Annotated in this window: 25 protein-coding genes and 1 pseudogene; 12 read left to right on the forward strand and 14 right to left on the reverse strand. The window is 71.5% G+C overall.

Annotated features, from left to right (window positions below; genetic code table 11):
- Both ACZ7L7_RS28740 and ACZ7L7_RS28745 read left to right on the forward strand, forming a co-directional pair.
- Positions 1–576, forward strand: a pseudogene (locus ACZ7L7_RS28740) (DEAD/DEAH box helicase); the annotation flags it as partial.
- Between the two features lie 112 nt (positions 577–688).
- Positions 689–1,603 (forward strand): alpha/beta fold hydrolase, encoded by a 915-nt coding sequence (locus ACZ7L7_RS28745; protein ID WP_285510246.1) that lies wholly within the window; start codon positions 689–691, stop codon positions 1,601–1,603.
- Here the strand turns inward: ACZ7L7_RS28745 and ACZ7L7_RS28750 are convergent.
- Complete coding sequence (locus ACZ7L7_RS28750; protein WP_285510721.1) at positions 1,600–2,493, reverse strand: NYN domain-containing protein; 894 nt, start codon at positions 2,491–2,493, stop codon at positions 1,600–1,602. The two genes, ACZ7L7_RS28745 and ACZ7L7_RS28750, sit on opposite strands and share 4 nt — an antisense overlap.
- A gap of 192 nt (positions 2,494–2,685) precedes the next feature.
- Here ACZ7L7_RS28750 and ACZ7L7_RS28755 point away from each other — a divergent pair, with 192 nt between their 5' ends.
- On the forward strand, positions 2,686–2,823 hold the full coding sequence (locus ACZ7L7_RS28755; RefSeq protein WP_176712084.1) for a hypothetical protein: 138 nt from the start codon (positions 2,686–2,688) through the stop codon (positions 2,821–2,823).
- Between the two features lie 117 nt (positions 2,824–2,940).
- On the opposite strand, the gene ACZ7L7_RS28760 is transcribed toward ACZ7L7_RS28755, so the two are convergent.
- The 3 genes from ACZ7L7_RS28760 to ACZ7L7_RS28770 form a co-directional block, all read right to left on the reverse strand.
- A complete protein-coding gene (locus tag ACZ7L7_RS28760; protein ID WP_285510247.1) occupies positions 2,941–3,546 on the reverse strand; it encodes a MarC family protein in 606 nt (201 codons plus the stop codon).
- Between the two features lie 54 nt (positions 3,547–3,600).
- Complete coding sequence (locus tag ACZ7L7_RS28765) at positions 3,601–4,458, reverse strand: PHP domain-containing protein (protein ID WP_285510248.1); 858 nt, start codon at positions 4,456–4,458, stop codon at positions 3,601–3,603.
- A 121-nt stretch (positions 4,459–4,579) separates the two neighbouring features.
- A complete protein-coding gene (locus ACZ7L7_RS28770; RefSeq protein WP_093724924.1) occupies positions 4,580–5,221 on the reverse strand; it encodes a DUF6758 family protein in 642 nt (213 codons plus the stop codon).
- A gap of 161 nt (positions 5,222–5,382) precedes the next feature.
- Between ACZ7L7_RS28770 and ACZ7L7_RS28775 the strand changes: the two genes are divergently transcribed.
- Complete coding sequence (locus ACZ7L7_RS28775; RefSeq protein WP_472077601.1) at positions 5,383–6,648, forward strand: MFS transporter; 1,266 nt, start codon at positions 5,383–5,385, stop codon at positions 6,646–6,648.
- Between the two features lie 30 nt (positions 6,649–6,678).
- Here the strand turns inward: ACZ7L7_RS28775 and ACZ7L7_RS28780 are convergent, their stop codons facing one another.
- On the reverse strand, positions 6,679–7,263 hold the full coding sequence (locus tag ACZ7L7_RS28780; RefSeq protein ID WP_471427743.1) for a suppressor of fused domain protein: 585 nt from the start codon (positions 7,261–7,263) through the stop codon (positions 6,679–6,681).
- 472 nt (positions 7,264–7,735) lie between these two features.
- On the opposite strand from ACZ7L7_RS28780, the gene ACZ7L7_RS28785 reads away from it, so the two are divergent.
- On the forward strand, positions 7,736–8,863 hold the full coding sequence (locus ACZ7L7_RS28785; RefSeq protein ID WP_285510251.1) for a magnesium and cobalt transport protein CorA: 1,128 nt from the start codon (positions 7,736–7,738) through the stop codon (positions 8,861–8,863).
- Between the two features lie 44 nt (positions 8,864–8,907).
- Positions 8,908–9,420 (forward strand): hypothetical protein, encoded by a 513-nt coding sequence (locus tag ACZ7L7_RS28790; RefSeq protein WP_471427744.1) that lies wholly within the window; start codon positions 8,908–8,910, stop codon positions 9,418–9,420.
- Between the two features lie 8 nt (positions 9,421–9,428).
- Here ACZ7L7_RS28790 and ACZ7L7_RS28795 read toward each other — a convergent pair whose 3' ends face one another.
- Positions 9,429–10,160, reverse strand: a complete 732-nt coding sequence (locus ACZ7L7_RS28795) for a hypothetical protein (RefSeq protein ID WP_285510253.1) — start codon at positions 10,158–10,160, stop codon at positions 9,429–9,431.
- A 179-nt stretch (positions 10,161–10,339) separates the two neighbouring features.
- Here ACZ7L7_RS28795 and ACZ7L7_RS28800 point away from each other — a divergent pair, with 179 nt between their 5' ends.
- Genes ACZ7L7_RS28800 through ACZ7L7_RS28810 form a run of 3 tightly spaced genes read left to right on the forward strand, consistent with a single transcriptional unit; the run spans position 10,340 to position 13,379 of the window.
- Positions 10,340–11,626 carry a magnesium transporter MgtE N-terminal domain-containing protein gene (locus ACZ7L7_RS28800; protein ID WP_285510254.1) on the forward strand — a complete coding sequence of 429 codons (1,287 nt, stop codon included), beginning with the start codon at positions 10,340–10,342 and terminating at the stop codon, positions 11,624–11,626.
- Positions 11,619–12,203 carry a DUF1003 domain-containing protein gene (locus tag ACZ7L7_RS28805; protein WP_285510255.1) on the forward strand — a complete coding sequence of 195 codons (585 nt, stop codon included), beginning with the start codon at positions 11,619–11,621 and terminating at the stop codon, positions 12,201–12,203. Before ACZ7L7_RS28800 ends, ACZ7L7_RS28805 begins: the two co-directional genes overlap by 8 nt.
- Before the next feature lie 42 nt (positions 12,204–12,245).
- Entirely contained in the window at positions 12,246–13,379 is a 1,134-nt protein-coding gene (locus ACZ7L7_RS28810; RefSeq protein ID WP_093724940.1) for an Mrp/NBP35 family ATP-binding protein, read from the forward strand.
- A 90-nt stretch (positions 13,380–13,469) separates the two neighbouring features.
- Here the strand turns inward: ACZ7L7_RS28810 and ACZ7L7_RS28815 are convergent, their stop codons facing one another.
- The 5 genes from ACZ7L7_RS28815 to sigE form a co-directional block, all read right to left on the reverse strand.
- A complete protein-coding gene (locus ACZ7L7_RS28815; protein WP_285510256.1) occupies positions 13,470–14,126 on the reverse strand; it encodes a hypothetical protein in 657 nt (218 codons plus the stop codon).
- A 232-nt stretch (positions 14,127–14,358) separates the two neighbouring features.
- Complete coding sequence (locus ACZ7L7_RS28820; protein WP_285510257.1) at positions 14,359–14,790, reverse strand: sec-independent translocase; 432 nt, start codon at positions 14,788–14,790, stop codon at positions 14,359–14,361.
- A gap of 88 nt (positions 14,791–14,878) precedes the next feature.
- The gene (locus tag ACZ7L7_RS28825) at positions 14,879–16,495 is read right to left on the reverse strand and encodes a S1C family serine protease (protein WP_472077630.1); all 1,617 of its coding nucleotides are present in this window, start codon (positions 16,493–16,495) and stop codon (positions 14,879–14,881) included.
- 680 nt (positions 16,496–17,175) lie between these two features.
- Positions 17,176–18,141 carry a zf-HC2 domain-containing protein gene (locus ACZ7L7_RS28830; RefSeq protein WP_285510259.1) on the reverse strand — a complete coding sequence of 322 codons (966 nt, stop codon included), beginning with the start codon at positions 18,139–18,141 and terminating at the stop codon, positions 17,176–17,178.
- Positions 18,138–18,905 (reverse strand): RNA polymerase sigma factor SigE, encoded by a 768-nt coding sequence (sigE, locus tag ACZ7L7_RS28835; protein WP_285510260.1) that lies wholly within the window; start codon positions 18,903–18,905, stop codon positions 18,138–18,140. Before sigE ends, ACZ7L7_RS28830 begins: the two co-directional genes overlap by 4 nt.
- 162 nt (positions 18,906–19,067) lie before the next feature.
- Here sigE and ACZ7L7_RS28840 point away from each other — a divergent pair, with 162 nt between their 5' ends.
- Complete coding sequence (locus ACZ7L7_RS28840; RefSeq protein WP_285510722.1) at positions 19,068–19,766, forward strand: O-methyltransferase; 699 nt, start codon at positions 19,068–19,070, stop codon at positions 19,764–19,766.
- Positions 19,767–19,862: 96 nt separating this feature from the next.
- On the opposite strand, the gene ACZ7L7_RS28845 is transcribed toward ACZ7L7_RS28840, so the two are convergent.
- Entirely contained in the window at positions 19,863–20,030 is a 168-nt protein-coding gene (locus tag ACZ7L7_RS28845) for a DUF3117 domain-containing protein (RefSeq protein ID WP_003966491.1), read from the reverse strand.
- Between the two features lie 356 nt (positions 20,031–20,386).
- Between ACZ7L7_RS28845 and chcB the strand changes: the two genes are divergently transcribed.
- Positions 20,387–21,178, forward strand: a complete 792-nt coding sequence (chcB, locus tag ACZ7L7_RS28850) for a 2-cyclohexenylcarbonyl CoA isomerase (protein WP_285510261.1) — start codon at positions 20,387–20,389, stop codon at positions 21,176–21,178.
- Here the strand turns inward: chcB and ACZ7L7_RS28855 are convergent.
- Positions 21,175–21,762, reverse strand: coding sequence for a DNA-3-methyladenine glycosylase I (locus ACZ7L7_RS28855; protein ID WP_472077602.1), 588 nt, complete (start codon positions 21,760–21,762; stop codon positions 21,175–21,177). The genes chcB and ACZ7L7_RS28855 overlap by 4 nt on opposite strands.
- Positions 21,759–22,109, reverse strand: a complete 351-nt coding sequence (locus tag ACZ7L7_RS28860; RefSeq protein WP_285510723.1) for a DivIVA domain-containing protein — start codon at positions 22,107–22,109, stop codon at positions 21,759–21,761. The genes ACZ7L7_RS28855 and ACZ7L7_RS28860 overlap by 4 nt, the downstream gene beginning before the upstream one ends.
- Positions 22,110–22,243: 134 nt before the next feature.
- Between ACZ7L7_RS28860 and folP the strand changes: the two genes are divergently transcribed.
- Positions 22,244–23,104: a dihydropteroate synthase gene (gene folP / locus ACZ7L7_RS28865; RefSeq protein WP_453601269.1), complete on the forward strand. Its 861-nt coding sequence runs from the start codon at positions 22,244–22,246 to the stop codon at positions 23,102–23,104.
- Positions 23,105–23,207: the final 103 nt, after the last annotated feature.

Genomic DNA, 23,207 nt, shown 5'->3' on the forward strand with positions numbered 1-23,207 from the left:
CCGGAGACGGACACCACCGCCACCGAGACCAAGCCCCGCCGCACCCGCAAGGCCGCCGAAGCCGCCGTCGACACCGCCGAAGGCACCGAGACCAAGCCCAAGGCACGCCGCACCCGCAAGGTCGCCGAAACGGCCGACATCCCGGCCCAGGCCGCGGTGGACGCCGTCGAGGCCACGGAAGCCAAGCCGCGCCGTACGCGCAAGAAGGCCGAAGCCGCCGTGGACACCGCCGAAGCAGCCGAGGCCAAGCCCAGGACGCGCCGCACGCGGAAGACCGCCGAGGCCACCCCGGAGACGGACACCACCGCCACCGAGACCAAGCCCCGCCGCACCCGCAAGGCCGCCGAAGCCGCCGTCGACACCGCCGAAGGCACCGAGACCAAGCCGAAGACGCGCCGCACCCGCAAGGTCGCGGAGACCGCCGACATCCCGGCCCAGGCCGCGGAGGAGCCGACGGCGCCGCGTCGCCGGACCCGCAAGGCGGCGGAGGCTCCGACCGAGGCCGCTGCCGAGGCGAAGCCGAAGGCGCGCCGCACCCGGAAGGCCGCGGTCGCCGCGGAGTCCACGGAGAGCTGATCTCCCAGCCTGCCGAAAGGCCCGGTCCCCCGTTCGGGGGGCCGGGCCTTTCGCGATCCCCCGCCAGGCATCCGGCCCAGAGCCCGCGCCCCGCCCGCTACTCTCGACCCCCGTGACCGCTCACGCCCCTCTCGCCCCGCCCGCCCCTGCCCGCGCGTACCGCCTTACCACCGCGCGCGGCGACTTCGCCGTCGTGGACTGTCCGGTGCCGGACGGAGTCGGGCAGCGCGGTGTCGCCCTGCTGCTGCCCGGGTTCACCGGCAGCAAGGAGGACTTCACGCTGCTGCACGCGCCGCTCACGGCGCGGGGGTACCGTACGGTCGCCGTGGACGGGCGCGGACAGTACGAGTCGGACGGGCCGACGGACGACGAATCGGCGTACGCGCGGATCGAGTTGGCGCGGGACGTGCTCGCTCAGGCGGCGGCCGTGGGCGCCCCGGTCCACCTGATGGGGCACTCCCTCGGCGGGCAGATCGCCCGTGCCGCGGTCCTGCTGGACCACTTCCCGTTCCGGTCGCTGACGCTGATCTCGTCGGGCCCCGCGCAGATCTCCGCCGCGCAGCAGGAACGCGTGAAGCTGCTGCGGGACGCGCTCAAAGTGATGACGATGGCCGAGCTGTGGGAGGCGATCCTGGCGATGGGCCCGCCCGAGGAGGTCGGCGGCCCGGCGCGCGGGCTCGGCGGCCCCGAACAGCTGCGGCGCCGCTGGTTCGGCAACAAGCCCGCGCAACTCATCGCCACCGGCCACCAGTTGTGCACGGAACCGGACCGGGTCGCCGAACTGGCCGCCGTACCGCTGCCGTTCCATGTCGTGTCCGGCGAGCGGGACGACACCTGGCCGGTCCCCCTCCTCGACGACATGGCCCTGCGGCTCGGCGCCCGCCGCACGATCGTCCCGGGCGCCGAGCACTCCCCCAACGCCGACCGACCCCTGCCCACAGCCGCGGCCCTCGCCGATTTCTGGGACGGGGTCGAGCGCGCGTGCCAGACGCCGCGCGGCAGGCGGGAATGTGACGACAGACCCTAGTACTGCGCCTGCAGGTGCTCCCAGAACCCGTCCCGCAGTGCGCGCCGCAGGTCCGCCTGACCGCGCAGGGAGTACTGGAGCAGTCCCTCGGCCTCGACCAGGAGGTCCTGGTCGATGGAGCCCGGGAGGTAGGGATGGCCGGGCAGCAGTTCCGCCATCGGCTCCCGGCCCCGGGCCACCAGCCATTTCGCCGCGATCTGGGCGCCGACGAAGCGGACGTCCTCGCGGGTGGGCCGGACCGCGGTGGTGTCGTAGGCGGCGGCCGTGCGCCGGGAGACGTACGGCTTGAAGAAGTCGAGGTCGAGGGTGCGCTGGCTGTCGACCTCCCAGAGCAGCGGGTCGGCCTGGTTGCGCCCCTCCGGTGCTTCGATGCCCCACAGATGGACCCGGGCGCCGTACCCCTGCGCCGCCTCCACCGCGGAGACCAGGTCCTCGTCGCCGCCGAGCAGGGCCGCGTCGCTGATGGCGCGGTGCCGGGCGAGTGACTCCAGGTCGGTGCGGATCAGCGAGTCCACGCCCTTCTGCTGGTTGTTGGCGTTGAGGTTGCCGAGCCGTACCTTCACGTCCGGCAGTTCGGCGATGGTCTGCTGCTCGGCGGTGTGGATGCGGCGCCGGGCGCCGTCGTACCAGTAGACGCGCAGCAGCCTGCTGTCCGCGAAGATGGTCCGGGCGCGGTCGATGAGCGCCTCGATCAGGCCCTCGGCGTCGAGGTCGAAGGCGCGCCGGTCCTCGGTACCGGCGACGAGCCGGCCGGCGGCCGCGTAGAGGTAGCCCGCGTCGACGAAGATCGCATGGGTGGAGGGCGTCTTCGCCACCTCGGCGAGCATGCGCTGGAGCAGCTCGTTGGTGCGGTCGATGCGGGCGCCGAGCGCCGTGAGGTCGTCGTTCATCACCTCCATTGTCTCGGCGGTCACGCTGCGAACACAACCGGTCCCGCTCAGTCTCCTTATGACGCTTACTGGTCAGTAATTAGTCGTTCGAAAAATTTCTTTAGCGTAGGGAATGTTCTTAACACGCGCGCGGTTGACTAACTACGTACCAAGCCAGTCAGACGAAGGGAGAAGCGATTGCGCTTCGAGATCATGCGACTCGATGAGGTCGACGGCACGCCCGTCGACAGCACCGTCGTGGACGCCGCCTCCGTCAACCGCATCGTCCAGCAGGCCGCCGCGATCGGCCAGCGCCTGTGGATACGCCCGGCCGAGATGTCCGCCTCGTAATACCGGTCAATACCGGCGCATACCGGTCATACCGAGAAGCCTCAGGGCCCCGTACGGAAACGCCGTACGGGGCCCTTACGCATGCGCGGCGCCTCACGCATCCACGGTGGAGCCGTCTCAGCTCGACTGGATCACCTGCGTGACCCCGTTGATGATCTGCTGCACCGCGATCGCGGAGAGCATCATCCCGGCGAGCCGGGTCACCAGCACCACTCCGCCGTCCTTGATGACGCGGATGATCAGCAGCGAGTACCGCATCACCAGCCACAGCACGACATGGATGGCGAGGATCGCGGTCCACACCGAGACCTGCGTGGCCACGCTGTCGGCCTTCTGCACGGCCAGGATGACGGAGACGATCGCTCCGGGCCCGGCCAGCAGCGGCATGCCCAGCGGGACCAGCGCCACATTGACGTCCTTGGTCTGCTTCGGCTCGTCCGTCTTGCCGGTGAGCAGGTCCAGCGCGATGAGCAGGAGCAGCAGCCCGCCCGCGATCATCAGCGCGGGCACGGAGACATGCAGGTAGTCGAGGATCTGATGGCCCAGGAGCCCGAAGACCACGATGACGCCGCCGGCCACGCAGACGGCCTGGAAGGCCATCCGCCTCTGCACCTTGGCCGGGCGGCCCGAGGTCAGGGCCAGGAAGATCGGGGTGATCCCAGGGGGATCCATGATGACAAAAAGGGTCAGAAACAGAGAGCCGAAAACGGCAACGTCGAACATTGGTGAAGGGGGCCTTGCTGAAGAGATGAACTGGGGTGGGGCGGAGGGACTGCCTCAGGCTCCGCCGGTCCCCGGAACCGGGAACGCCCCGGTCGCGCGCCGCGTGATCTCCCCGTAGACCTCGGGGTCGGTGGTGTACTCGCCGAGCACACAGGTCTTGCGGCTGCCGTGGTAGTCGCTGGAGCCGGTCGTCAGCAGGCCGAGGTCCGCGGCGAGGCCGCGCAGCCGCTCCCGGGTCGGCCGGTCGTGGTCCATGTGGTCGACCTCGATGCCGTCGAGTCCGGCCGCGGCCAGCTCCGCGATGGCCGACTCGGGCACCGTGCGGCCCCGCTTGGCGGCCGCGGGATGAGCGAACACGGCGACTCCGCCCGCGCCCTTGATCAGCCGGATCGCCTCGAAGGGATCCGTCTCGTGCTTCTCCACGAAGACCCGCCCGCCGTCGGCCAGCCAGTCGGTCGTGAAGGCCTCGTCCACGCTCGCCACGACCCCCAGCTCGACGAGCGCGGAGGCGATGTGCGGGCGCCCGACGGAGCCGCTCCCGGCGATCCGCTGGACCTGTTCCCAGGTCACCGGCACATCCAGGGCGTTCAGCTTGGCGACCATCTGCTGCGCCCGCGGCACCCGGTCGTCGCGCACCAGCTCGCGCTCGGCGAGCAGCTCCGGCTCCTCGGGGTCGAACAGGTAGGCCAGCATGTGCATGCTGACCCCGTCGAGGCGGCAGGAGAGTTCGGCACCGGTGACGAGGGTGAGCCCCCCGGGCAGGGCGGCGATGGCGTCGGCGTAGCCACGGGTGGTGTCGTGGTCGGTCAGCGCCACGACGTCGAGACCCGCGGCGGCGGCATTGCGTACCAGCTCAGCAGGGCTGTCCGTGCCGTCGGAAGCGTTGGAGTGGGTGTGCAGATCGATACGCACGCGGACTCCAAACGGGGACGGACGGAAAGGGGCACGTCAAGGATAGCCCCTGTTTCACCCCCCGATGTCACACCCGCACAGCGGGGTCACCCCCTACACACAGCCGCCCCCGGGACACGGCCTAAGGCTTCAGCAACCGGGGTGACAGGGCGCCGCAGGGCACCAGGTCCACCTCGGCGCCGGCGTCCCGCAGATCGGTGAGGACCAGCTCGTCGTACATCAGCAGTCCCGTCTGCTCGGGCCAGACCACCGCCCACAGCCACAGCCCGCGGGCCTCGCCCGCGAAGACCGCCCGGTCGTCGGGCGCGCCGGTGACATGCCACAGCGGGGTGGGCCGTCCGGCGGCCAGCACCTTGGCCTGCGGGGGTTTCTCGACGCTCATGTACGGCCCCGGGTCCGGGCCGTCGATGCCCGCGTACCGCGCGCCGAGCCCGACCCCCAGCTCCTCCGCGACCAGGATGAGCTCACCCATGCCGCCGAGCGGTCCGGGGCCGGTGCAGGCGACGGCGGTGGCACGTCCGCCACTGCGGTCGTCCCCCGCGCAGGCCACGCCCGTGAACAGCCAGCCGACCGGCAACGGCCAGGGCATCCACACCGGCACCTGCGTGCGATGCACGACGACACTGAGGGCCTCGACGCTGGGCGGGATCACGGGCTGCAGCGGATGCACCGTGCCGTGCACATCGCACTGCCAGGAATCGGCGAAGAGTCCGGGAGCCCTGACCCGGCCACCACACTTCGGGCAACTGGGTTCGCCCCTCATAGGGCCCCACGGTCCTACCCCTCGTCCGTCACGTCAAGGACGATCACCCGTCCGGGCGGAACCACTTGACCCCGGAGATATAGGTGTAGCTTGCATTAATTAGCTCGGCTAACTTATCGTGTGTAAATGCCAACCATCTGATCACCGGATTGGAGCCACCCATGGACGACCCCCGCGACGCCGGCGACGACCCCGGCGACCCCTTCGACGCCTTCGACGCCATCGACGCCATCGACGCCGGAGCCGGCGGTCTCCTGCGGCAGCCCAAGGCCGTGTGGGCCACCGCCGGCGCCTCCGTGGTCGCCTTCATGGGCATCGGCCTGGTCGACCCGATCCTGCCGTCCATCGCCCAGGGCCTGAACGCCTCGGCGAGCCAGGTCTCCCTGCTGTTCACCTCGTACTTCCTGATCACGGCCTTCGCCATGCTGCTCACCGGCTTCGTCTCCAGCCGGATCGGCGGCCGTCGCACCCTGCTGCTCGGCCTCGCCCTCGTGGTCGTCTTCGCCGGGCTCGCCGGAACTTCGGACTCGGTGGCCCAGCTCGTCGGCTTCCGCGCGGGCTGGGGCATGGGCAACGCCCTCTTCGTCTCCACCGCGCTCGCCGTCATCGTCGGCGCGGCGGCGGGCGGCAGCGCCGCCGCGATCCTGCTGTACGAGTCCGCGCTGGGCCTGGGCATGGCATGCGGCCCGCTGCTGGGCGCCCTGCTCGGCGACGCGAGCTGGCGCTACCCGTTCTTCGGCACGGCCGCCCTGATGGCCATCGGCTTCCTGTGCGTCGCGGCGTTCCTCAAGGAGCAGCCCGGGCCCGCCCGGAAGACCTCGCTGCTGGACCCGCTCCGGGCGCTCGGACACGGCGGTCTGGCCACCGCAGCGGTGTCGTCGTTCTTCTACAACTACACGTTCTTCACCGTGCTGGCCTTCACCCCGTTCGTACTGGACATGACCCCGTACGCCTCGGGTGCCGTGTTCTTCGCCTGGGGTGTGCTGCTCGCCGTGTTCTCGGTGCTCGTCGCGCCGCGCCTGCAACGGCGGTTCGGTTCGCTGACGGTGCTCTGCGGCTCCCTGGTGCTGCTCGCGGTGGACGTGCTCGTCCTCGGCTACGGCGACCGCGCCACGGCCGTCGTCTGCACGGTTCTGTCCGGCGCGTTCATCGGCGTGAACAACACCGTCTACACGGAGTTGGCGCTCGGTGTCTCCGACGCGCCCCGGCCCGTGGCGAGCGCCGGCTACAACTTCGTGCGCTGGTTCGCGGCCGCCGCGGCGCCCTACTTCGCGCCGCGGATCGAGGAGTGGACCGACCTCCACATACCGTTCGTGGTGGCCGCGGTCACCGCGCTGCTCGGCGCGCTCGTGGTCGTCGTACGGCGCGGTGCGCTCACCCACGAGGCACAGGCCAGTGGCGCACCGGACCTCGCCCTTGCCAACTGACCGGTTCCGGCTACCGGTTGGTGAGCTTGCTCACGCCAGGGAGACCGAGGCGCGGGACGGGTCCCGCAGGTCCGTGCCGTGGGTGAGCCAGCGCTCCTGGAGGGCCTGGGCGCCGTGCACGCGCTTCCAGGCGGCCTCGTTCGGGGTCATCGGCAGCAGCGGCAGGAAGTGGACGGGGTCCATCGGCTCGTCCAGCTCCAGGTCCTCCACCAGACCGCCCGGCTCGGCGACCAGCACCGAGGTGAAGGGGGCGCCGGGCCACAGCGGCTCGCCCACGTCCAGCGAGGCGCCGGGCGCCACGACCACGCCCTCGACCTGCGGGGACGCGGCCAGCACGGCGAGCGGGCGGAGGACCTTGTCGGTGTCGGCGAGGCCCGCCCGGACCGACAGCACCAGCTCGGCGCGCGGCCCCTTGACGGGGTCGGCGACGAGGGCCGTGGGGTCGGTCATGGGGTGCGCGGACATGCCGAGCGTGGCGTAGCGGACGATGTCGTCCTCGTGGAAACGGAGCACCTCGACGCGGTCCGTGCCGAGGAAGGTCACGGCGGCGCGGGCGTCCGGCTCGCCCAGCACGGAACGCAACCGGGCCTCGACCAGAGGAAGAACATCAGCCATGCGGCGAGCATAGAACTCGTCAGCACCGGGCAAAGCAGCGCCTTGACACTTCGGTCGGCTGATACTCTGACTCGGTGGTTCGGGGCAGCACGCTGAAGCGTCGCGGTCAGGCCCCGACGCCGACGACACTCCCTTACGAGGGACCGGCCGGAGGAGGTGGGGCTGCAATGGATCGAAGTCGACCGTGCAGTAGCACCCGCTCTTCCCGCCACTGACGCAGCTGCTCGAATCTGGCCGGCTGCCACCCCTTCTCGTGCCCTTCACGGCGGAAGAGCCTTCGTTTCGTCTTGCCTGATCCTGTCAGTCAGCAGCAGTGCTGAACCAGCAGCGAAACCCGCTACCGCGACGGTGCGGTGCTCCCCGCTTTGTGGACGTGCCAAACATCCGTGAGCAAGGACGTCCTCATTCCGGGTAGTTCCACCCGTCATACGCCACAGCGGCCTTTCGTTGCCTGTTTGCGAAGGAGCCTGCCATGTCGATGATTCGTGACCTGCGTGCCGCGGTCCGTCCGAGCCGTCCGTCGCCGCGCAAGGCCACGCACCATGACAACGGTGCGTACGACTCCACCCGGGACCCGGCCACCCCCTCCGCCGTCGTCGACTGCGCCGTCTACCGTGACGGCGCGCGCGTCGAGAGCGGACGGCAGCTGAGCCCGCACGAGGCGATGCGCCGGGTGCGGCGCGACGGCGGATTCGTGTGGATCGGCCTGCACGAGCCGACGGAGGCCGAATTCGCCGGTATCGCGGCCGAGTTCGGACTGCACCCGCTGGCCGTGGAGGACGCCGTGCAGGCCCACCAGCGGCCCAAGCTGGAGCGGTACGACGACTCGCTGTTCACCGTGTTCAAGACGGTGCACTACGTCGAGCACGACGAACTGACCGCCACCAGCGAGGTGGTGGCCACCGGCGAGGTCATGTGCTTCACCGGGCAGAACTTCTTCATCACCGTCCGGCACGGCGGGCAGGGCTCGCTGCGGGCGCTGCGCCACCGCCTCCAGGACGACCCGGAGCTGCTGGCCAAGGGGCCCTCGGCGGTGCTGCACGCCATCGCCGACCATGTCGTCGACGGGTACATCGCGGTCGCCGACGCCCTCCAGGACGACATCGACGACGTGGAGACGGACGTCTTCTCGCCGGGCCGCAAGGGCACGCCGCGCGGCACGGACGCCGGCCGAATCTACCAACTCAAGCGGGAGATCCTGGAGTTCAAGCGGGCGGTGTCGCCGCTGCTGCGGCCGATGCAGCTGCTCAGCGAGCGGCCGATGCGGCTGATCGACCCGGACATCCAGAAGTACTTCCGGGACGTCGCCGACCACCTCGCCCGGGTGCAGGAGCAGGTCGTCGGCTTCGACGAACTGCTCAACTCCATCCTCCAGGCCAACCTCGCCCAGGCCTCCGTCGCGCAGAACGAGGACATGCGCAAGATCACCTCGTGGGCGGCGATCATCGCCGTGCCGACGATGGTCTGCGGTGTCTACGGCATGAACTTCGACCACATGCCGGAGCTGCGCTGGAAGTTCGGCTACCCGCTGGTGCTCGGGGTGACGGTGATGATCTGTTTCGGCATCCACCGCACGCTGAAGCGCAACGGCTGGCTCTAGGCAGGGTCCGGCCGGGGTCCGGCAGGGCTGGATAGGCTGGGCGCATGACAAGTGAGCTGCTCGATCAGGCCCTCGTCGAGGAGGCCACGAAGAAGTCGGGGCTGATCTGGGTCCGCGGGACCGGGGTCCCGGCCCGCGCGCTGTGGCACGTGTGGCACGAGGGCGCCGCGTGTGTCGTCGGCGACGGGCCCGGCGAGCAGCCGCTGTCGGGGCTGGCCGACGGCAGCGAGGCCGAGGTGACCGTCCGCAGCAAGGACAAGGGCGGCCGGCTGGTCTCCTGGACCGCGAAGGTCGTCGAGCTCGCCGCCGGGTCCGAGCAGTGGGAGGCGGCGGTCGCCGAGCTGAAGGGCAAGCGGCTCAACGCGCCGGACGGCGAGGCGATGCCGGAGCGCTGGCGCCGTGAGTGCCGCGTACTGCGCCTGGTGCCGACCGGCGCGACCGCGCCGCTGCCGGACCACGACCTGTCCGCGGCCCCGCTGCCCTCCCCCGCGACCACCCGCCGCCCGATCCCGGCCGGACTGCCGAAGCTGCTGCTGAAGGGCCGCAAGCGCAAGTAGGGCCGTTCTCAGGAGGCGGGGAGCTGCTTGCCGTAGTCCACCGTCTGGCCCTTCTTCGGCTCCTTCAGGGCGAAGTCCTCGCCCCACCCGGAGAAGGTCAGCGTGCCCGCGCCGCCGCCGCGGACCAGGCGCAGCGGGTACGGCTTGCCCTCCAGGGAGACGTCCAGGGAGCCGCCGGAGCCCTTGTCGCCGGTGATCCTTATGGTCCGGATGCCGGACTGCTCGTGACGCCCGTCGGTGTCGACCTTGCCGTGCAGGGTGAGCAGCCCGTCCAGCAGCACCTCCATGTCCGTGAAGCCGATGAACTTCTTGTACGAGGGGTCCTGCCGCGGCACCTTGACGTACTTGCCGTTCAGCTTGGCCGCCGCCGAGGCGTCCGTGTCCCCGTCACTCCAGAAGTCGGCGTCCGCCATCAGGAACAGCTGCTCGTCGACGCGCAGCAGCTTGAAGGTCGCCCCCTCGGCGGTGACCGAGCCGATGCCGCCGTCGGCCTTCAGCCGCATGTCGAGCTTGTAGGTGCTGCCGCTGGCCCGCACGTTCCCCGACAGGCGCACCGAGTCGGCGGACTGGGCGGCGGCGAGCGTCTTGCGCTGGATCTGCCCGGCGGACAGCTTGCCGACCCCGTTGGTGCCCGCGTCGGGGTCCTCGCTACCGCATCCCGTCACGCCCGTCACGGCCAGGGCACAGAGCACGCTCACGAGCGCGGCCCGGCGGATACGGCCCTGGGGAATCGCAGTCACAGGCGCAGCTGCCTTTCTGACGGGGTCCTGATCGCGTACCGCAGCGTACCGGGGCCGCGGCGGCGCGGCGGAGCCAGTCCGTCCGGACCGCTCATCAGGGCGTAGCGGATGCGGACGGGCTAGCCTGAAGCCGATTCGAGCGGGCAATAACGGACAAGCCGGTGCGAGGAGGTGGGCTCATGGCAGGGGGCACGCCCCGGGTCTTCGTCTCCCATCTGGCCGGCATCGCCGTCTTCGACCCCAACGGCGACCAGGTGGGCCGGGTCCGCGACCTGGTCGTCATGCTGCGTGTGGGACGGCGTCCCCCGCGGCTGCTCGGGCTGGTCGTCGAACTGTCCACGCGGCGCCGCATCTTCCTGCCCATGACCCGGGTGACCAGCATCGAGTCCGGCCAGGTCATCACCACCGGGGTGCTCAACGTGCGGCGCTTCGAGCAGCGGCCCACCGAGCGGCTGGTCTTCGGGGAGCTGCTGGACCGGCGGGTCACGCTCGTCGAGACCGGCGAGGAGGTCACGGTCCTGGATCTGTCGGTGCAGCAGCTCCCGGCCCGGCGGGACTGGGAGATCGACCGGGTGTTCGTGCGCCGGGGAAGCAAGGGCGGGCCGCTCAGGCGGACCAAGGGCGAGTCGCTGACCGTGGAGTGGTCCGCCGTCACCGGGTTCTCGCTGGAGGAGAAGGGCCAGGGCGCGGAGAACCTGCTCGCCACCTTCGAGCAGTTGCGGCCCGCGGACCTCGCCAACGTGCTGCACCACCTTTCGCCCAAGCGGCGCGCCGAGGTCGCCGCCGCCCTCGACGACGACCGGCTGGCCGACGTCCTGGAGGAGCTGCCGGAGGACGACCAGATCGAGATCCTCGGCAAGCTGAAGGAGGAGCGGGCCGCGGACGTGCTGGAGGCCATGGACCCGGACGACGCGGCCGACCTGCTCTCCGAACTGCCCGAGGAGGACAAGGAGCGGCTGCTGAGCCTGATGCAGCCCGACGACGCGGCCGACATGCGGCGGCTGATGTCGTACGAGGAGCACACGGCCGGCGGTCTGATGACGACCGAGCCGATCGTGCTGCGGCCCGACGCCACCGTCGCCGACGCCCTGGCCCGGGTCCGCAACCCCGACCTCTCCCCCGCCCTCGCCGCCCAGGTCTACGTCTGCCGCCCGCCCGACGAGACCCCGACCGGCAAGTACCTGGGCACCGTCCACTTCCAGCGGCTGCTGCGCGACCCGCCGTACACCCTGGTCAGCGCGCTCCTCGACGACGATCTGCAGACCCTGGACCCGGACGCCGAGCTGCCGGTCGTCGCCGGGTTCTTCGCCACGTACGACATGGTCGCGGCGCCCGTCGTCGACGAGTCGGGGTCGCTGCTGGGCGCGGTGACCGTGGACGACGTACTGGACCACATGCTGCCCGAGGACTGGCGCGAGACGGAGTTCCACCTCGACGGGAGCGAGGGGACGGCGGCGCATGGCTGAACGCGAGGGCGGCCGGGAGCGGGCCGTGTCGGGGGCGACCGCCGCCACCAGGCCCAGGGTCCGTCTTGACCAGCCGCGGGCGCCGCGCCGCCGGTTCCTGCCGGAGTGGGACCCGGAGGCGTTCGGACGGCTCTCGGAGCGCATCGCGCGGTTCCTGGGCACCGGGCGGTTCATCGTCTGGATGACGGTCGTCATCATCGTGTGGGTGCTGTGGAACGTCTTCGCGCCCAAGGACCTGAAGTTCGACGAGTACCCCTTCATCTTCCTGACGCTGATGCTCTCCCTCCAGGCGTCCTACGCGGCCCCGCTGATCCTGCTCGCGCAGAACCGGCAGGACGACCGGGACCGGGTCAACCTGGAGCAGGACCGCAAGCAGAACGAGCGGTCGATCGCGGACACCGAGTACCTCACCCGGGAGATCGCCGCGCTGCGGATCGGCCTGGGCGAGGTGGCCACCCGGGACTGGATCCGCTCCGAGCTGCAGGACCTGCTCAAGGAGCTGGACGGGCACCGCGCGGGCGGGCAGGTCGTATTCCCGGCAGAACGGTCCGCCGGACGTGACGCAGACGACCGCTGAGGGGCGCCCTACGGTCCCCGGGCTCGCCGTACCATCGTCCTTATGGCTACGGAAGACGCGGTGCGCGAGGCACTGTCGACGGTGAACGACCCCGAGATCAACCGTCCCATCACCGAACTCGGGATGGTCAAGTCGGTGGAGATCGGTGCGGACGGAGCGGTCGCGGTCACCGTGTACCTGACGGTCTCCGGCTGCCCGATGCGGGACACGATCACGCAGCGCGTCACGGAGGCGGTCTCCCGGGTCGAGGGAGTCACCCGGGTCGACGTGTCGCTGGACGTCATGAGCGACGAGCAGCGCAAGGAGCTGGCGACGGCGCTGCGCGGCGGCCAGACCGAGCGTGAGGTCCCCTTCGCCAAGCCGGGCTCGCTGACCCGGGTGTACGCGGTCGCCTCCGGCAAGGGCGGCGTCGGCAAGTCCTCGGTGACGGTGAACCTGGCGGCCGCGATGGCCGCGGACGGCCTGAAGGTCGGTGTCGTGGACGCCGACATCTACGGCCACTCCGTGCCCCGCATGCTGGGCGCCGACGGCCGTCCCACCCAGGTCGAGAACATGATCATGCCGCCGTCCGCGAACGGCGTGAAGGTGATCTCCATCGGCATGTTCACGCCGGGCAACGCGCCCGTGGTGTGGCGTGGCCCGATGCTGCACCGCGCGCTCCAGCAGTTCCTGGCGGACGTGTACTGGGGCGACCTGGACGTGCTGCTCCTGGACCTGCCGCCCGGCACCGGTGACATCGCGATCTCGGTCGCCCAGCTCGTCCCGAACGCCGAGATCCTGGTCGTGACGACGCCTCAGCAGGCCGCCGCCGAGGTGGCCGAGCGGGCCGGTTCCATCGCCGTGCAGACCCACCAGAAGATCGTCGGCGTGGTCGAGAACATGTCCGGCATGCCGTGCCCGCACTGCGGCGAGATGGTCGACGTCTTCGGCACCGGCGGCGGCCAGACCGTGGCGGACGGCCTGACCCGTACGACCGGCGCGACGGTCCCGGTGCTCGGCGCCATCCCGATCGACGTCCGGCTGCGCGAGGGCGGCGACGAGGGCAAGCCGGTGGTCCTGACCGACCCCGACAGCCCGGCGGGCAGCGCGCTGCGCGCCATCGCGGGCAAGCTGGGCGGACGCCAGCGCGGCCTTTCGGGGCTGTCCCTGGGGATCACCCCGAAGAACAAGTTCTGACCGCGTTCACGGCACGGCCCAAGGGCCTGACCGCTTTCCCGGCCGAGGGGCGCCGCATCGCGCGGGCGCCCCTTTGTCATGCGTACGCCTCTACGCGTACGCCGTGATGTCCTTGATCATGGCGAAGCCGAGCCCGTACGCGCTCATGCCTCTGCCGTACGCACCCACGTGCACGCCCTCCTGGGTCGAGCCGGCGAGGACCCAGCCGAACTCGGACTCCCGGTAGTGGAACGGCGTGGGCACGCCGTCGACGGGGAGGGAGAGCGTCGACCACTCCGGGCCCGCCAGATCGTCGGCGAGCGCCCAGGCGGTCTCGGTCTGCTGCTCCAGCCAGTCGTCGCGCAGGCTGTGGTCCATCTGCCCGGGCCAGGTGAACGAGAGCAGACCCACGCCCGCCAGCCAGGCCGCGGAGGAGACGGTCGTGGCCTCCAGCAGGCCGGTGCCGTCGGCGCTGCGCCGGGAGGGGTTGGCCGCGACGGTCACCACGACCGCGAACTTCTCCCGGTCCTCCGTGGCCTCGTTGCGCACCGAGGGCTCGTCACCGTGGCCGATCGACCCGTGCTCTACGGCTCCGTCGGCCGTCGTACCCACCTGCATCAGCCAGCGCGGGCCCGTGAACGCCTCGTCGAGGCCGTACCACGGGAAGGGCGCCTGCAGGTAGCCGTCGACCGTACGCCGGGCGGAGGGGACCTGCTGTCCACCCTCCGCGGCCGGCGCCTGTGCGACCGCCTGACTCGTCGTCTCCATGTGCCCGGACGCCTCCTCGCTCTTCGGCGGACCGGGCGGCCCGCCCCCCTTCGGGCGGCCTCGCTTGTCGGCGACGGCCCGCACAACAACTCGGCAGCATATCCACACTGCCGTGAGCAGCCGGGAAACCGCCCGGCGCGCGGGGCGCCCCGGCGACGTGTTCAGGCCGTGCGCGCGCCTGTGCGCGGTATGAATCGCGTCACGTCGACGCGGGGTACGCGGGCCTTGGGGCTCAGGTGGCGTCCATGTCGAACGGCGGGCGGTCGTCGGGCTTCTTCGTCATGTCGACGCGGTCGCCGGTGGACGACGCCGAGGAGGAGCCGGAGGAGGACGACTCGGACTCGCGGCCGTGGACCGCGTCCGTGACCTCGGCCATCTCCTTCTTCAGGTCGAAGCCGTTGCGGATCTCCTTCAGCCCCAGCTCGTCGTTGTCCAGCTGCTTGCGGATGAACGTCTTGGGGTTGAGGTCCTCGAACTCGAAGTCCTTGAACTCCGGGCCCAGTTCCTGCCGGATGTCCTGCTTGGCGCTCTCCGAGAACTCGCGGATCTTGCGAATGGTCCGCGTGACGTCCTGGATGACCTTCGGGAGCTTGTCCGGACCGAAGACGAGCACGGCGAGGACGATGAGCGTCACCAGCTCTAGCGGTCCTATGTCATTGAACACCTGAAGCTCCTTGCGATCCGGGCCGCATCCACGGTACCTGCCGTTCCTGTACGACCGGTACTGTCCGGCCCGCTCCGTGAGGTTTCTGTCAGTCGCCGTCCGAGGAGCCGAGCGTCAGCGAGATGGTGATCTCCTTGCCGTCCCGCTTCAGCGTCAGCTCCAGCCGGTCGCCGGGACGGTGGGCGCGGGTCTTGACGATCAGTTCCTCGCCGGAGTGCACGCGCTGGCCGTCGACCTCGGTGATCACATCGCCCGGCTCGATCCCGGCCCGGTCGCCGGGGCCGCCCGGGGTGACCGGGGAGCCGCCCTCCCCCGTCCGGGTACCGACGCGGGCGCCGTCCCCGGAGTAGTCCATGTCGAGGGTGACGCCGATGACCGGGTGGGTCGCCTTGCCGGTGTTGATCAGCTCCTCGGCGACCCGCTTGCCCTGGTTGATCGGGATGGCGAACCCGAGCCCTATGGAACCGGCCTGTCCGCCGTCCAGGTCGGAGCCGCTGTCGGCGGAGCGGATCGCCGAGTTGATGCCGATGACCTGCGCCTTGGCGTTCAGCAGCGGGCCGCCGGAGTTGCCGGGGTTGATGGGCGCGTCGGTCTGGAGGGCGTCGACGTAGGACACGTCGCTGGCGTCACCGCCCTCACCGCCCGCGGTGATGGGCCGTTCCTTGGCGCTGATGATGCCGGAGGTGACGGTGCCCGCCAGGTCGAAGGGTGCGCCGATGGCGACGACGGGGTCGCCGACCTGGACGTTGTCGGAGTTGCCGAGTGTCATCGGGGTGAGGCCGCTGACGCCGCTCACCTTCACCACGGCGAGGTCGTAGCCGCTGTCCTGTCCGACGATCTTGGCCTTTGCGGTGTCGCCGCTGTGGAAGGTCACGGAGATCTCGCCGCCGTCCTCGGCGGGCTCCACGACGTGGTTGTTGGTGAGGATGTGGCCCCGGTCGTCCAGGACGAACCCGGTGCCGGTGCCGCCCTTCTCCGCGCCGGACACATGCAGGGTCACCACGCTGGGCAGCGCCCGCGCGGCGATCCCGGCGACACTGTCGGGCGCCCGCTCGGGCGCCTCCTTGGCGGCCTGCGGCAACTCCACGTGCCCCACCCCGCCGTTCCGCTCCAGATAGGCGCCCACGGCGCCTCCGATGCCCCCGGACACCAGAGCGAGCACCAGCGCCCCGACGATCAGCGCCTTCCTGGCCCGCTTCTGCTTCTGCTGCTCGCTCAGGACGGGGGCGCCGGTCTGCTGCAGAGGGGCGCCCACGGCCGTCCCCGGGGTGGCCCAGGGGTCGTAGTTCTGCCAGGGGTCGGGGGCGGGGGTGGCGGCGCTCGACGGGGCGGGGGCGCCGGGGGCGGAAGGGGGTACGGAGGTGCCAGGGCTGCCGTGTGTGGGTCCCGCCGGTGGTACGGAGAGGGCGGGGCTGCCATGCGCGGGGCCCGTCGGCGGAACGGCGGGAGCCGGTGCCGGGACGGCTGTGCCGTGCGCAGGGGTCGTCCCCGGGTGCTGCACCGGGGGCGCGGGCGCCCAGGGGCCGGGCTCGCCGTAGGGCGGGGTGCTGTAGGGATCGGGGTCGTGCAGGGGCCGGGGGCGGTCGTCGGCGGGGGCGGAACCGCCGACGGCGCGCGCTTCAGCGGGAACGGCGGCGCCGGGGGCGGTGGGGTCTGCCTGGGCCGGGGCCTCGGGGGCGGCCAAGCCTGCCGGGGCCGGGGACACCGGGGCAGCCAAGCCTGCCGGAACCGGGGCGTCGGCCGGCGTGGCCCCGTCGGCGGCCGGGGGCGTGGGTTCCGCCGGTGCGGCCGTACCCGGCGCGGTCGGAGCCCCGCCGGCGCCGGTACTGACCTGCGCGGGAGGCGCGTCCGCGGCAGCGAACCCCTTCGTGGCCGTCGGAGCGCCGGGAGCCGTGGCGTCTTCGGCGCCGGAGACACCGGCCTGCGCGGGAGCCGCGGCCTCGGCGAATGCCTCCGTGGTCGTCGAAGCGTCCGGTGCCGCCGCGTCCGCAGAGGCACCGGACGTTTTCCCCGGAACCGCCGTCTCGATCACCGTCGCCCCCTCGGAGCCGGAGGCGTCGGCGCTCACCCGTACTCCCGCTTCCGGTGCCGGAGGCGCGGGGCGGCTCAGTTCGTAGTCGCCGTCGGGGGATGTCTCGGCGATGGGTCGCTCCAGTTCGAAGTCGCCGTCGGTGTTCGGTGCCGCCTCGGCCGTGCGGGCCGAAGGGCCCTGGAGCCAGGAGCGGCCCCACCTCTTCGCCTTCGTCGGCTTCCCCTCGTCCATGCTCTCCCCACAGCCGGCCACGACGGCCCCTCGAACTCCGCCGCCGCGCCCCGGCTGTTCTGCCCGGAACGCGGCCCACCCCGGATTCAACCAGGTTCATGCGCCGCCGCGCAGAGTCCGGGTCAGCGGTTGGTGCCGGAGAGGGTGGGGGACACGGACGGGGACTTGGTCGCCCCCGGGACGGGTGTGGCGAGCAGGCCCGGGGTCGCGACCTCCGGCGCGGGGCGCCAGGTGGTGAGCGTGAGCGGCGGGGTGGCGCTGAGCGGACGTATCAGCGGGGACATCGCGACCGCGTCCACCGGGGCGGTGAGCGAGCCGCCGGTCTGCTGAGCGGCCTGTACGGCTCCCGGCAGCAGCGGCGCGGACACCGAGGTCGAGGGCGCCGGGGTCTCCCCGGGCGTCCGCTGCCCCTGGCCGTGCACCAGCAGGGGCCCGACACCGCGGCGGCGCTGGGTCTCGGGGGTGGCCGCGGCCGCGCTGCCCTGGCTGCGTGCCGGGGTCACATTGCTGCCGGAGCCGGACCCGCGGGCCTCCGGCTCGCCCGGGACGCCGACGGTGACGCCGCCCAGCGCGATGGCGGCCAGTGAGACCGCTCCGGCGGCCACGAAGGCGATCCGCAGCCCGCGTGAGGAGGACGGCCGGTCCGCGTCGGGGCGGCCGACGGAGTGCACCCGGAAGCCGCCCGCCGAGGCGCCGGTGAGCGCGGGGGTGTGCGGCCGGGCCGGGACGTATCCGAACTCGAAGCGGTCCTCGTGCCGGGGCCCGAAGGGACCGTCGCCGGGCCGCTCGGGGAGCCCGCCGAAGGCGCCTCCGCCCAGCGCGGAGCCGCCGAGGTCACCGCCGGGCAGGCCCTGCAGACGGGCCAGGAAGCTCTCGGAGGGAGACGGCGGGGCCGCCTCCGCGAAGACGCTCTTCAGCTGCCGCTGGGCGTCGGCCTCCGCCTTGCACTTGGCGCAGGTGGCCAGGTGGGCGAGGACCCGCTCACGCGCGTCATGACTGAGCTCTCCGTCCACCAGGGCGGAGAGTCGGTCTCCCAGGTGTTGCTCGGCGAGCCGTCGCTCGCCCGGTTCGGGTCGGGTTCCACTCACGCGCTCGCGCCCCCTCCCCCCAGTGCGGGCACGCGCGGCACGAAGGACCGGCGCTCGGCCCGGGCCTCCGGGGAACGGTGTGCGAGGGCCTTGCGCAGCTGCGAGCGACCGCGGTGGATACGGGACCGCACGGTGCCGAGCTTGACGCCGAGGGTGGCGGCGATCTCCTCGTACGACAGTCCTTCGATGTCGCACAGGACGACCGCGGCGCGGAACTCCGGCGCGAGGGTGTCGAGGGCCTGCTGGACGTCGGCGTCGAAGTGCGCGTCGTTGAAGACCTGCTGCGGGGACGGCTCACGGCTGGGCAGCCGCTCGGCCGCGTCCTCCCCGAGCGCGTCGAAGCGGATGCGCTGCTTGCGCCGAACCATGTCCAGGAAGAGGTTGGTGGTGATGCGGTGCAGCCAGCCCTCGAACGTGCCCGGTGTGTAGGTGGACAGCGAGCGGAAGACGCGGACGAAGACCTCCTGGGTGAGGTCCTCGGCGTCGTGCTGGTTGCCGGTGAGCCGGTACGCGAGGCGGTAGACACGACCGCTGTGAGTGCTGACGATCTCCTCCCACGTGGGCGGAGTCCACGCCTGCCCGTCCGCGTCGGTGGAGAAGGTCGCGGTCTGGGCGTGGTCGGCGGCGTGGTCAGCTGCGGTGTCGTTCACGGATTTCGGCCTACCCGCCGACCCGAGAAAGCGCCGCAGCACTCCTCCCCGATCCACAGGCGCAGCCGCACCTCCCCTGTCGGCTCTGGTGGTGTCCAGTGGAGCCCCTACCATAGCCACCTCGCCCGTTAGCTCCGGATAAGCGGTTTTACTTGAATTTGATCTGGGCTGATACGGCTCGTGCGTCTGCGTCAGCATGTGCTCGGCCCCCGGCCCGCCATCGTGATCCAACCGTGTCCCCCCTGACGTCTCCCACCCTTCTAAACGCCCGGTCCCATCTGCGGGTTCCCGGGCGCAACGGATACAGTCACGCCCAGGCAACCACGGGGACAGGAGAGGGTCATTACCGGCAACCGGCAGACGAGCTGGGCGTTCGCCGACGCCTTTGTCGCCGAGGACGACGCGCTCCGCTGGGCCCGCGACCGGGCTCGCGAGGCCGGGCTGCGCTCGGTGTCGCCCAGCACGGGCGCGGCGCTTCGGTTGCTCGCCGCCGCGGTGGACGCGAAAGCGGTTGCCGAGATCGGTACCGGGACCGGCGTGTCCGGCATTCATCTGCTGCACGGCATGCGCCCGGACGGGGTGCTGACCACCGTGGACCCCGAGCCGGAGCACCAGCAGTTCGCCCGGCAGGCCTTCCGCGCCTGTGGTTTCGCCAGCAATCGCGCCCGGTTCATCCCCGGCCGCGCGCTCGACGTTCTCCCCCGCCTCGCGGACGCCGGCTACGACCTCGTCTTCTGCGACGGCGACCGGCTGGAGTTCCTCGACTACCTCGCTGAATCGTTGCGCCTGCTGCGTCCGGGTGGCCTGGTCGTCTTCGAGGGCGTCTTCGCCCACGGCCGCACCGTCGACTCCGGACCGCAGCCCACCGAGGTGCTGCGGCTGCGGGAGCTGCTGCGCACGGTGCGCGAGAGCCAGGAACTGGTGCCGTCGCTGCTGCCGGTGGGCGACGGCCTGCTGTGCGCCGTCAAACGCTGATCAACAGCCCATAACCCCAGGTCAGAGCCGGGAAAGCAGCTGCCCCGGCACCTCATGAGATGCCGGGGCAGCCGAAAGGGTATGGTCGCTTGCGCGTCAGCCGACGACCTTCTTGAGGGCGTCGCCGAGCGCGTCGGCCTCGTCAGGGGTCAGCTCGACGACGAGTCGACCGCCGCCTTCGAGCGGAACGCGCATGACGATGCCCCGCCCCTCCTTGGTCACCTCGAGCGGGCCATCGCCCGTCCGCGGCTTCATGGCCGCCATGCTCGTTCCCCTTCCTGAAACCAGCTCATCGTCAAAGCCGACGGCCCCATGGAGGGCATGCGCGGTCCCTGAGAGACACGCGACACCGGCATCGAACACATTGCTTCCCAGCCATTATCCCGCATCGCAGGACCCGATGACCAACATCAGTCGGCATCGCTTGGGCAACGCGCCCGAGCAAAACCACTCAATTCGGCGATGTGACTGCGATACTGCGCCACCCCGCGTGTGTCCTCCGTTCGGAAACCGGCCGGATTTCTTTGACGCAGGTCACACGTGCGCCTGAGACGATCTCCGCCATGCTGTCCTGAGGCATGAGCCGCAGACACGAGCCGCGACACCGGAGGGGATACGCCATGGCCGACACCGTGCTCTACGAGGTGAGCGACGGGCTCGCGACGATCACGCTGAACCGCCCCGAGGCGATGAACGCGCTGAACATCGAGACCAAGGTCGCCCTGCGCGAGGCGGTGACGGCGGCGGGTGCCGACTCCTCGGTGCGGGCCGTGCTGCTGACCGCGGCCGGGGAGCGGGCCTTCTGTGTGGGGCAGGACTTGAAGGAGCACATCGGGCTGCTGGCCGAGGGGTCCGGTCAGGTGATGAGCACGGTGCGCGAGCACTACAACCCGATCGCGCGGGCGCTGACCGAGATGCCCAAGCCGGTCGTGGCCGGGGTGAACGGGGTCGCCGCCGGGGCGGGCTTCGGCTTCGCCCTCGCCGCGGACTACCGGGTCGTGGCCGACACGGCCGCCTTCAACACGTCCTTCGCGGGTGTCGCGCTGACCGCGGACTCCGGTATCTCCTGGACGCTGCCCCGCGTGGTCGGCCCCGGGCGCGCCGCCGACCTGCTGCTCTTCCCGCGGAACATCAAGGCCCAGGAGGCCTACGAGCTGGGCATCGCGAGCCGTGTGGTACCGGTCGCCGAGCTGCGCGCGGAGGCCGAGAAGGTCGCCCGCACGCTGGCCGAGGGCCCGACGGTCGCGTACGCGGCGATCAAGGAGTCGGTGGCGTACGGCTTCTCGCACTCCTTCGCCGAGACCCTGGAGAAGGAGGACGAGCTCCAGACCCGGGCGGGCGCGTCGGAGGACCACACGATCGCGGTGCAGGCGTTCGTGAACAAGGAGAAGCCGAAGTACCTGGGTCGCTAGTCCGTCGGCGCCCGCCTGGCCGCGCACGCCTCCAGGTGGTCGTTGACCAAACCGCACGCCTGCATCAGGGCGTACGCCGTGGTCGGGCCGACGAATCTCAGGCCGCGTTTCTTCAGGGCCTTGGACAGGGCCGTCGACTCCGGGGTGACCGCCGGGACGTCGGCCAGGGTCTTGGGCGGCGTGCTCGGCTCCGGGGCGTGGGACCAGATCAGTTCGTCGAGGTCGCCCGGGGCCCAGTCGGCCAGGACCCGGGCGTTGGCGAGGGTGGCGTCGATCTTGGCGCGGTTGCGGATGATGCCCGCGTCGGCGAGGAGGCGTTCGCGGTCCTCGTCGGTGAAGGCGGCCACCTTCGCGATCTTGAAGTCGGCGAAGGCCGCGCGGAAGCCGGGGCGGCGGCGCAGGATCGTGATCCAGGACAGGCCGGACTGGAACGCCTCAAGCGACAGGCGTTCGAAGAGGGCGTCGTCGCCGTGGACCGGACGGCCCCACTCCTCGTCGTGGTAGGTCACGTAGTCCGTCGTGGACAGGGCCCAGGGGCAGCGCAGGACGCCGTCGGTCCCGGCCAGGGCGGTGCCCTCGCTCACCGGTCCTCCTCGGGGCGCTTGTCCATGGGCACCGGGCCGGGGCGCGCGGAGCGGGCACCGGCGAGCGCGGCCTCCAGGTCGGCGATACGGGCGTCGCGCTCGTCCAGCTCGGCGCCGAGGCGGCTGAGGGCGTCGTCCACGTCGGACATGCGGTAGCCGCGGGCGGCGAGCGGGAAGCGGAGGCTCTCGATGTCGGCGCGGGCCACCGGGCGGTCGTACGGCAGCGAGTCCTGGAGGCGTTCCGGCGCGGCGTCCGGCAGCGGGCCGCCGCCCTCGCCGCCGCCCACCACCGCGAGGGTCACCGCGGCGACCACGACGGCGAGCGCGACGACCAGGAACAAGAACATAACCATCGCTTTTGGTCCCCAGGGTCGGTGAAGTGTGCGGTCGAGTGTGTCAGGGTCCGATCGTGCCATGCGAGTGCGGCGGTTAGGGTCGCAGACGGCCGATGATCAGTTCGTACGGGAGAGGTTCACAGCAGATGCTCAGGCTGGGACGGCGTGAGTTCGACACGCATGAGCCGGTGATCATGGCGATCGTGAACCGGACCCCCGACTCCTTCTACGACCAGGGGGCCACCTTCCACGACGAGCCCGCCCTCGCGCGCGTGGAGCAGGCCGTGGCGGAGGGCGCCGCGATCATCGACATCGGCGGGGTGAAGGCGGGGCCCGGGGAGGAGGTGTCCGCGGCGGAGGAGGTGCGGCGGACCGTGGGCTTCGTGGCGGAGGTGCGGCGGCGGTTCCCGGATGTCGTGATCTCCGTGGACACCTGGCGTGCCGAGGTAGGGGAGGCCGTGTGCGAGGCCGGGGCCGATGTGCTGAACGACGCGTGGGGCGGGGTCGATCCTCGGCTGGCGGAGGTCGCCGCGCGGTATCGGGTGGGGCTGGTGTGTACGCATGCCGGGGGTGCCGAGCCGCGTACGCGGCCGCATCGCGTGTCGTACGACGACGTGATGGCGGACATTCTGCGGGTGACGGTGGGGCTGGCCGAGCGGGCCGTGGCGCTGGGGGTGCCTCGGGAGTCGGTGATGATCGATCCCGGTCATGACTTCGGGAAGAACACGCGGCACAGTCTGGAGGCGACTCGGCGGCTGAGGGAGATGGTCGCGACCGGGTGGCCTGTGCTGGTGTCGCTGTCCAACAAGGATTTCGTCGGCGAGACGCTGGACCGGCCGGTCAAGGAGCGGGTGGTGGGGACGCTGGCGACGACCGCGGTGTCCGCGTGGCTGGGGGCGCAGGTGTACCGGGTCCATGAGGTCGCGGAGACACGGCAGGTGGTGGACATGGTGGCGTCGATCGCGGGCCACCGTCCGCCGGCGGTCGCGAGGCGGGGCCTGGCGTAGGGCTTTTCCGCCCCCGCCGCCCCTACCCGTCCCATCCCCCAGGGGCTCCGCCCCTTCGACCCCAAGGGGTGGTTCCTCGGGTGCGGGTGCGTGGGGGCTGGTC

This window comes from Streptomyces sp. NPDC110618 (assembly GCF_055657065.1).

Coding starts and splice junctions, on each gene's coding strand:
- ACZ7L7_RS28785 (WP_285510251.1), top strand. CDS start 7,736: ATGTCGATGATTCGTGACCTGCGTGCCGCGGTCCGTCCGAGCCGTCCG.
- ACZ7L7_RS28805 (WP_285510255.1), top strand. CDS start 11,619: ATGGCTGAACGCGAGGGCGGCCGGGAGCGGGCCGTGTCGGGGGCGACC.
- ACZ7L7_RS28800 (WP_285510254.1), top strand. CDS start 10,340: ATGGCAGGGGGCACGCCCCGGGTCTTCGTCTCCCATCTGGCCGGCATC.
- ACZ7L7_RS28775 (WP_472077601.1), top strand. CDS start 5,383: ATGGACGACCCCCGCGACGCCGGCGACGACCCCGGCGACCCCTTCGAC.
- ACZ7L7_RS28760 (WP_285510247.1), bottom strand. CDS start 3,546: ATGTTCGACGTTGCCGTTTTCGGCTCTCTGTTTCTGACCCTTTTTGTC.
- ACZ7L7_RS28770 (WP_093724924.1), bottom strand. CDS start 5,221: ATGAGGGGCGAACCCAGTTGCCCGAAGTGTGGTGGCCGGGTCAGGGCT.
- ACZ7L7_RS28755 (WP_176712084.1), top strand. CDS start 2,686: ATGCGACTCGATGAGGTCGACGGCACGCCCGTCGACAGCACCGTCGTG.
- ACZ7L7_RS28815 (WP_285510256.1), bottom strand. CDS start 14,126: ATGGAGACGACGAGTCAGGCGGTCGCACAGGCGCCGGCCGCGGAGGGT.
- folP (WP_453601269.1), top strand. CDS start 22,244: ATGCTCAGGCTGGGACGGCGTGAGTTCGACACGCATGAGCCGGTGATC.
- chcB (WP_285510261.1), top strand. CDS start 20,387: ATGGCCGACACCGTGCTCTACGAGGTGAGCGACGGGCTCGCGACGATC.
- ACZ7L7_RS28810 (WP_093724940.1), top strand. CDS start 12,246: ATGGCTACGGAAGACGCGGTGCGCGAGGCACTGTCGACGGTGAACGAC.
- sigE (WP_285510260.1), bottom strand. CDS start 18,905: ATGGTAGGGGCTCCACTGGACACCACCAGAGCCGACAGGGGAGGTGCG.
- ACZ7L7_RS28860 (WP_285510723.1), bottom strand. CDS start 22,109: ATGTTCTTGTTCCTGGTCGTCGCGCTCGCCGTCGTGGTCGCCGCGGTG.
- ACZ7L7_RS28845 (WP_003966491.1), bottom strand. CDS start 20,030: ATGGCGGCCATGAAGCCGCGGACGGGCGATGGCCCGCTCGAGGTGACC.
- ACZ7L7_RS28780 (WP_471427743.1), bottom strand. CDS start 7,263: ATGGCTGATGTTCTTCCTCTGGTCGAGGCCCGGTTGCGTTCCGTGCTG.
- ACZ7L7_RS28750 (WP_285510721.1), bottom strand. CDS start 2,493: ATGAACGACGACCTCACGGCGCTCGGCGCCCGCATCGACCGCACCAAC.
- ACZ7L7_RS28790 (WP_471427744.1), top strand. CDS start 8,908: ATGACAAGTGAGCTGCTCGATCAGGCCCTCGTCGAGGAGGCCACGAAG.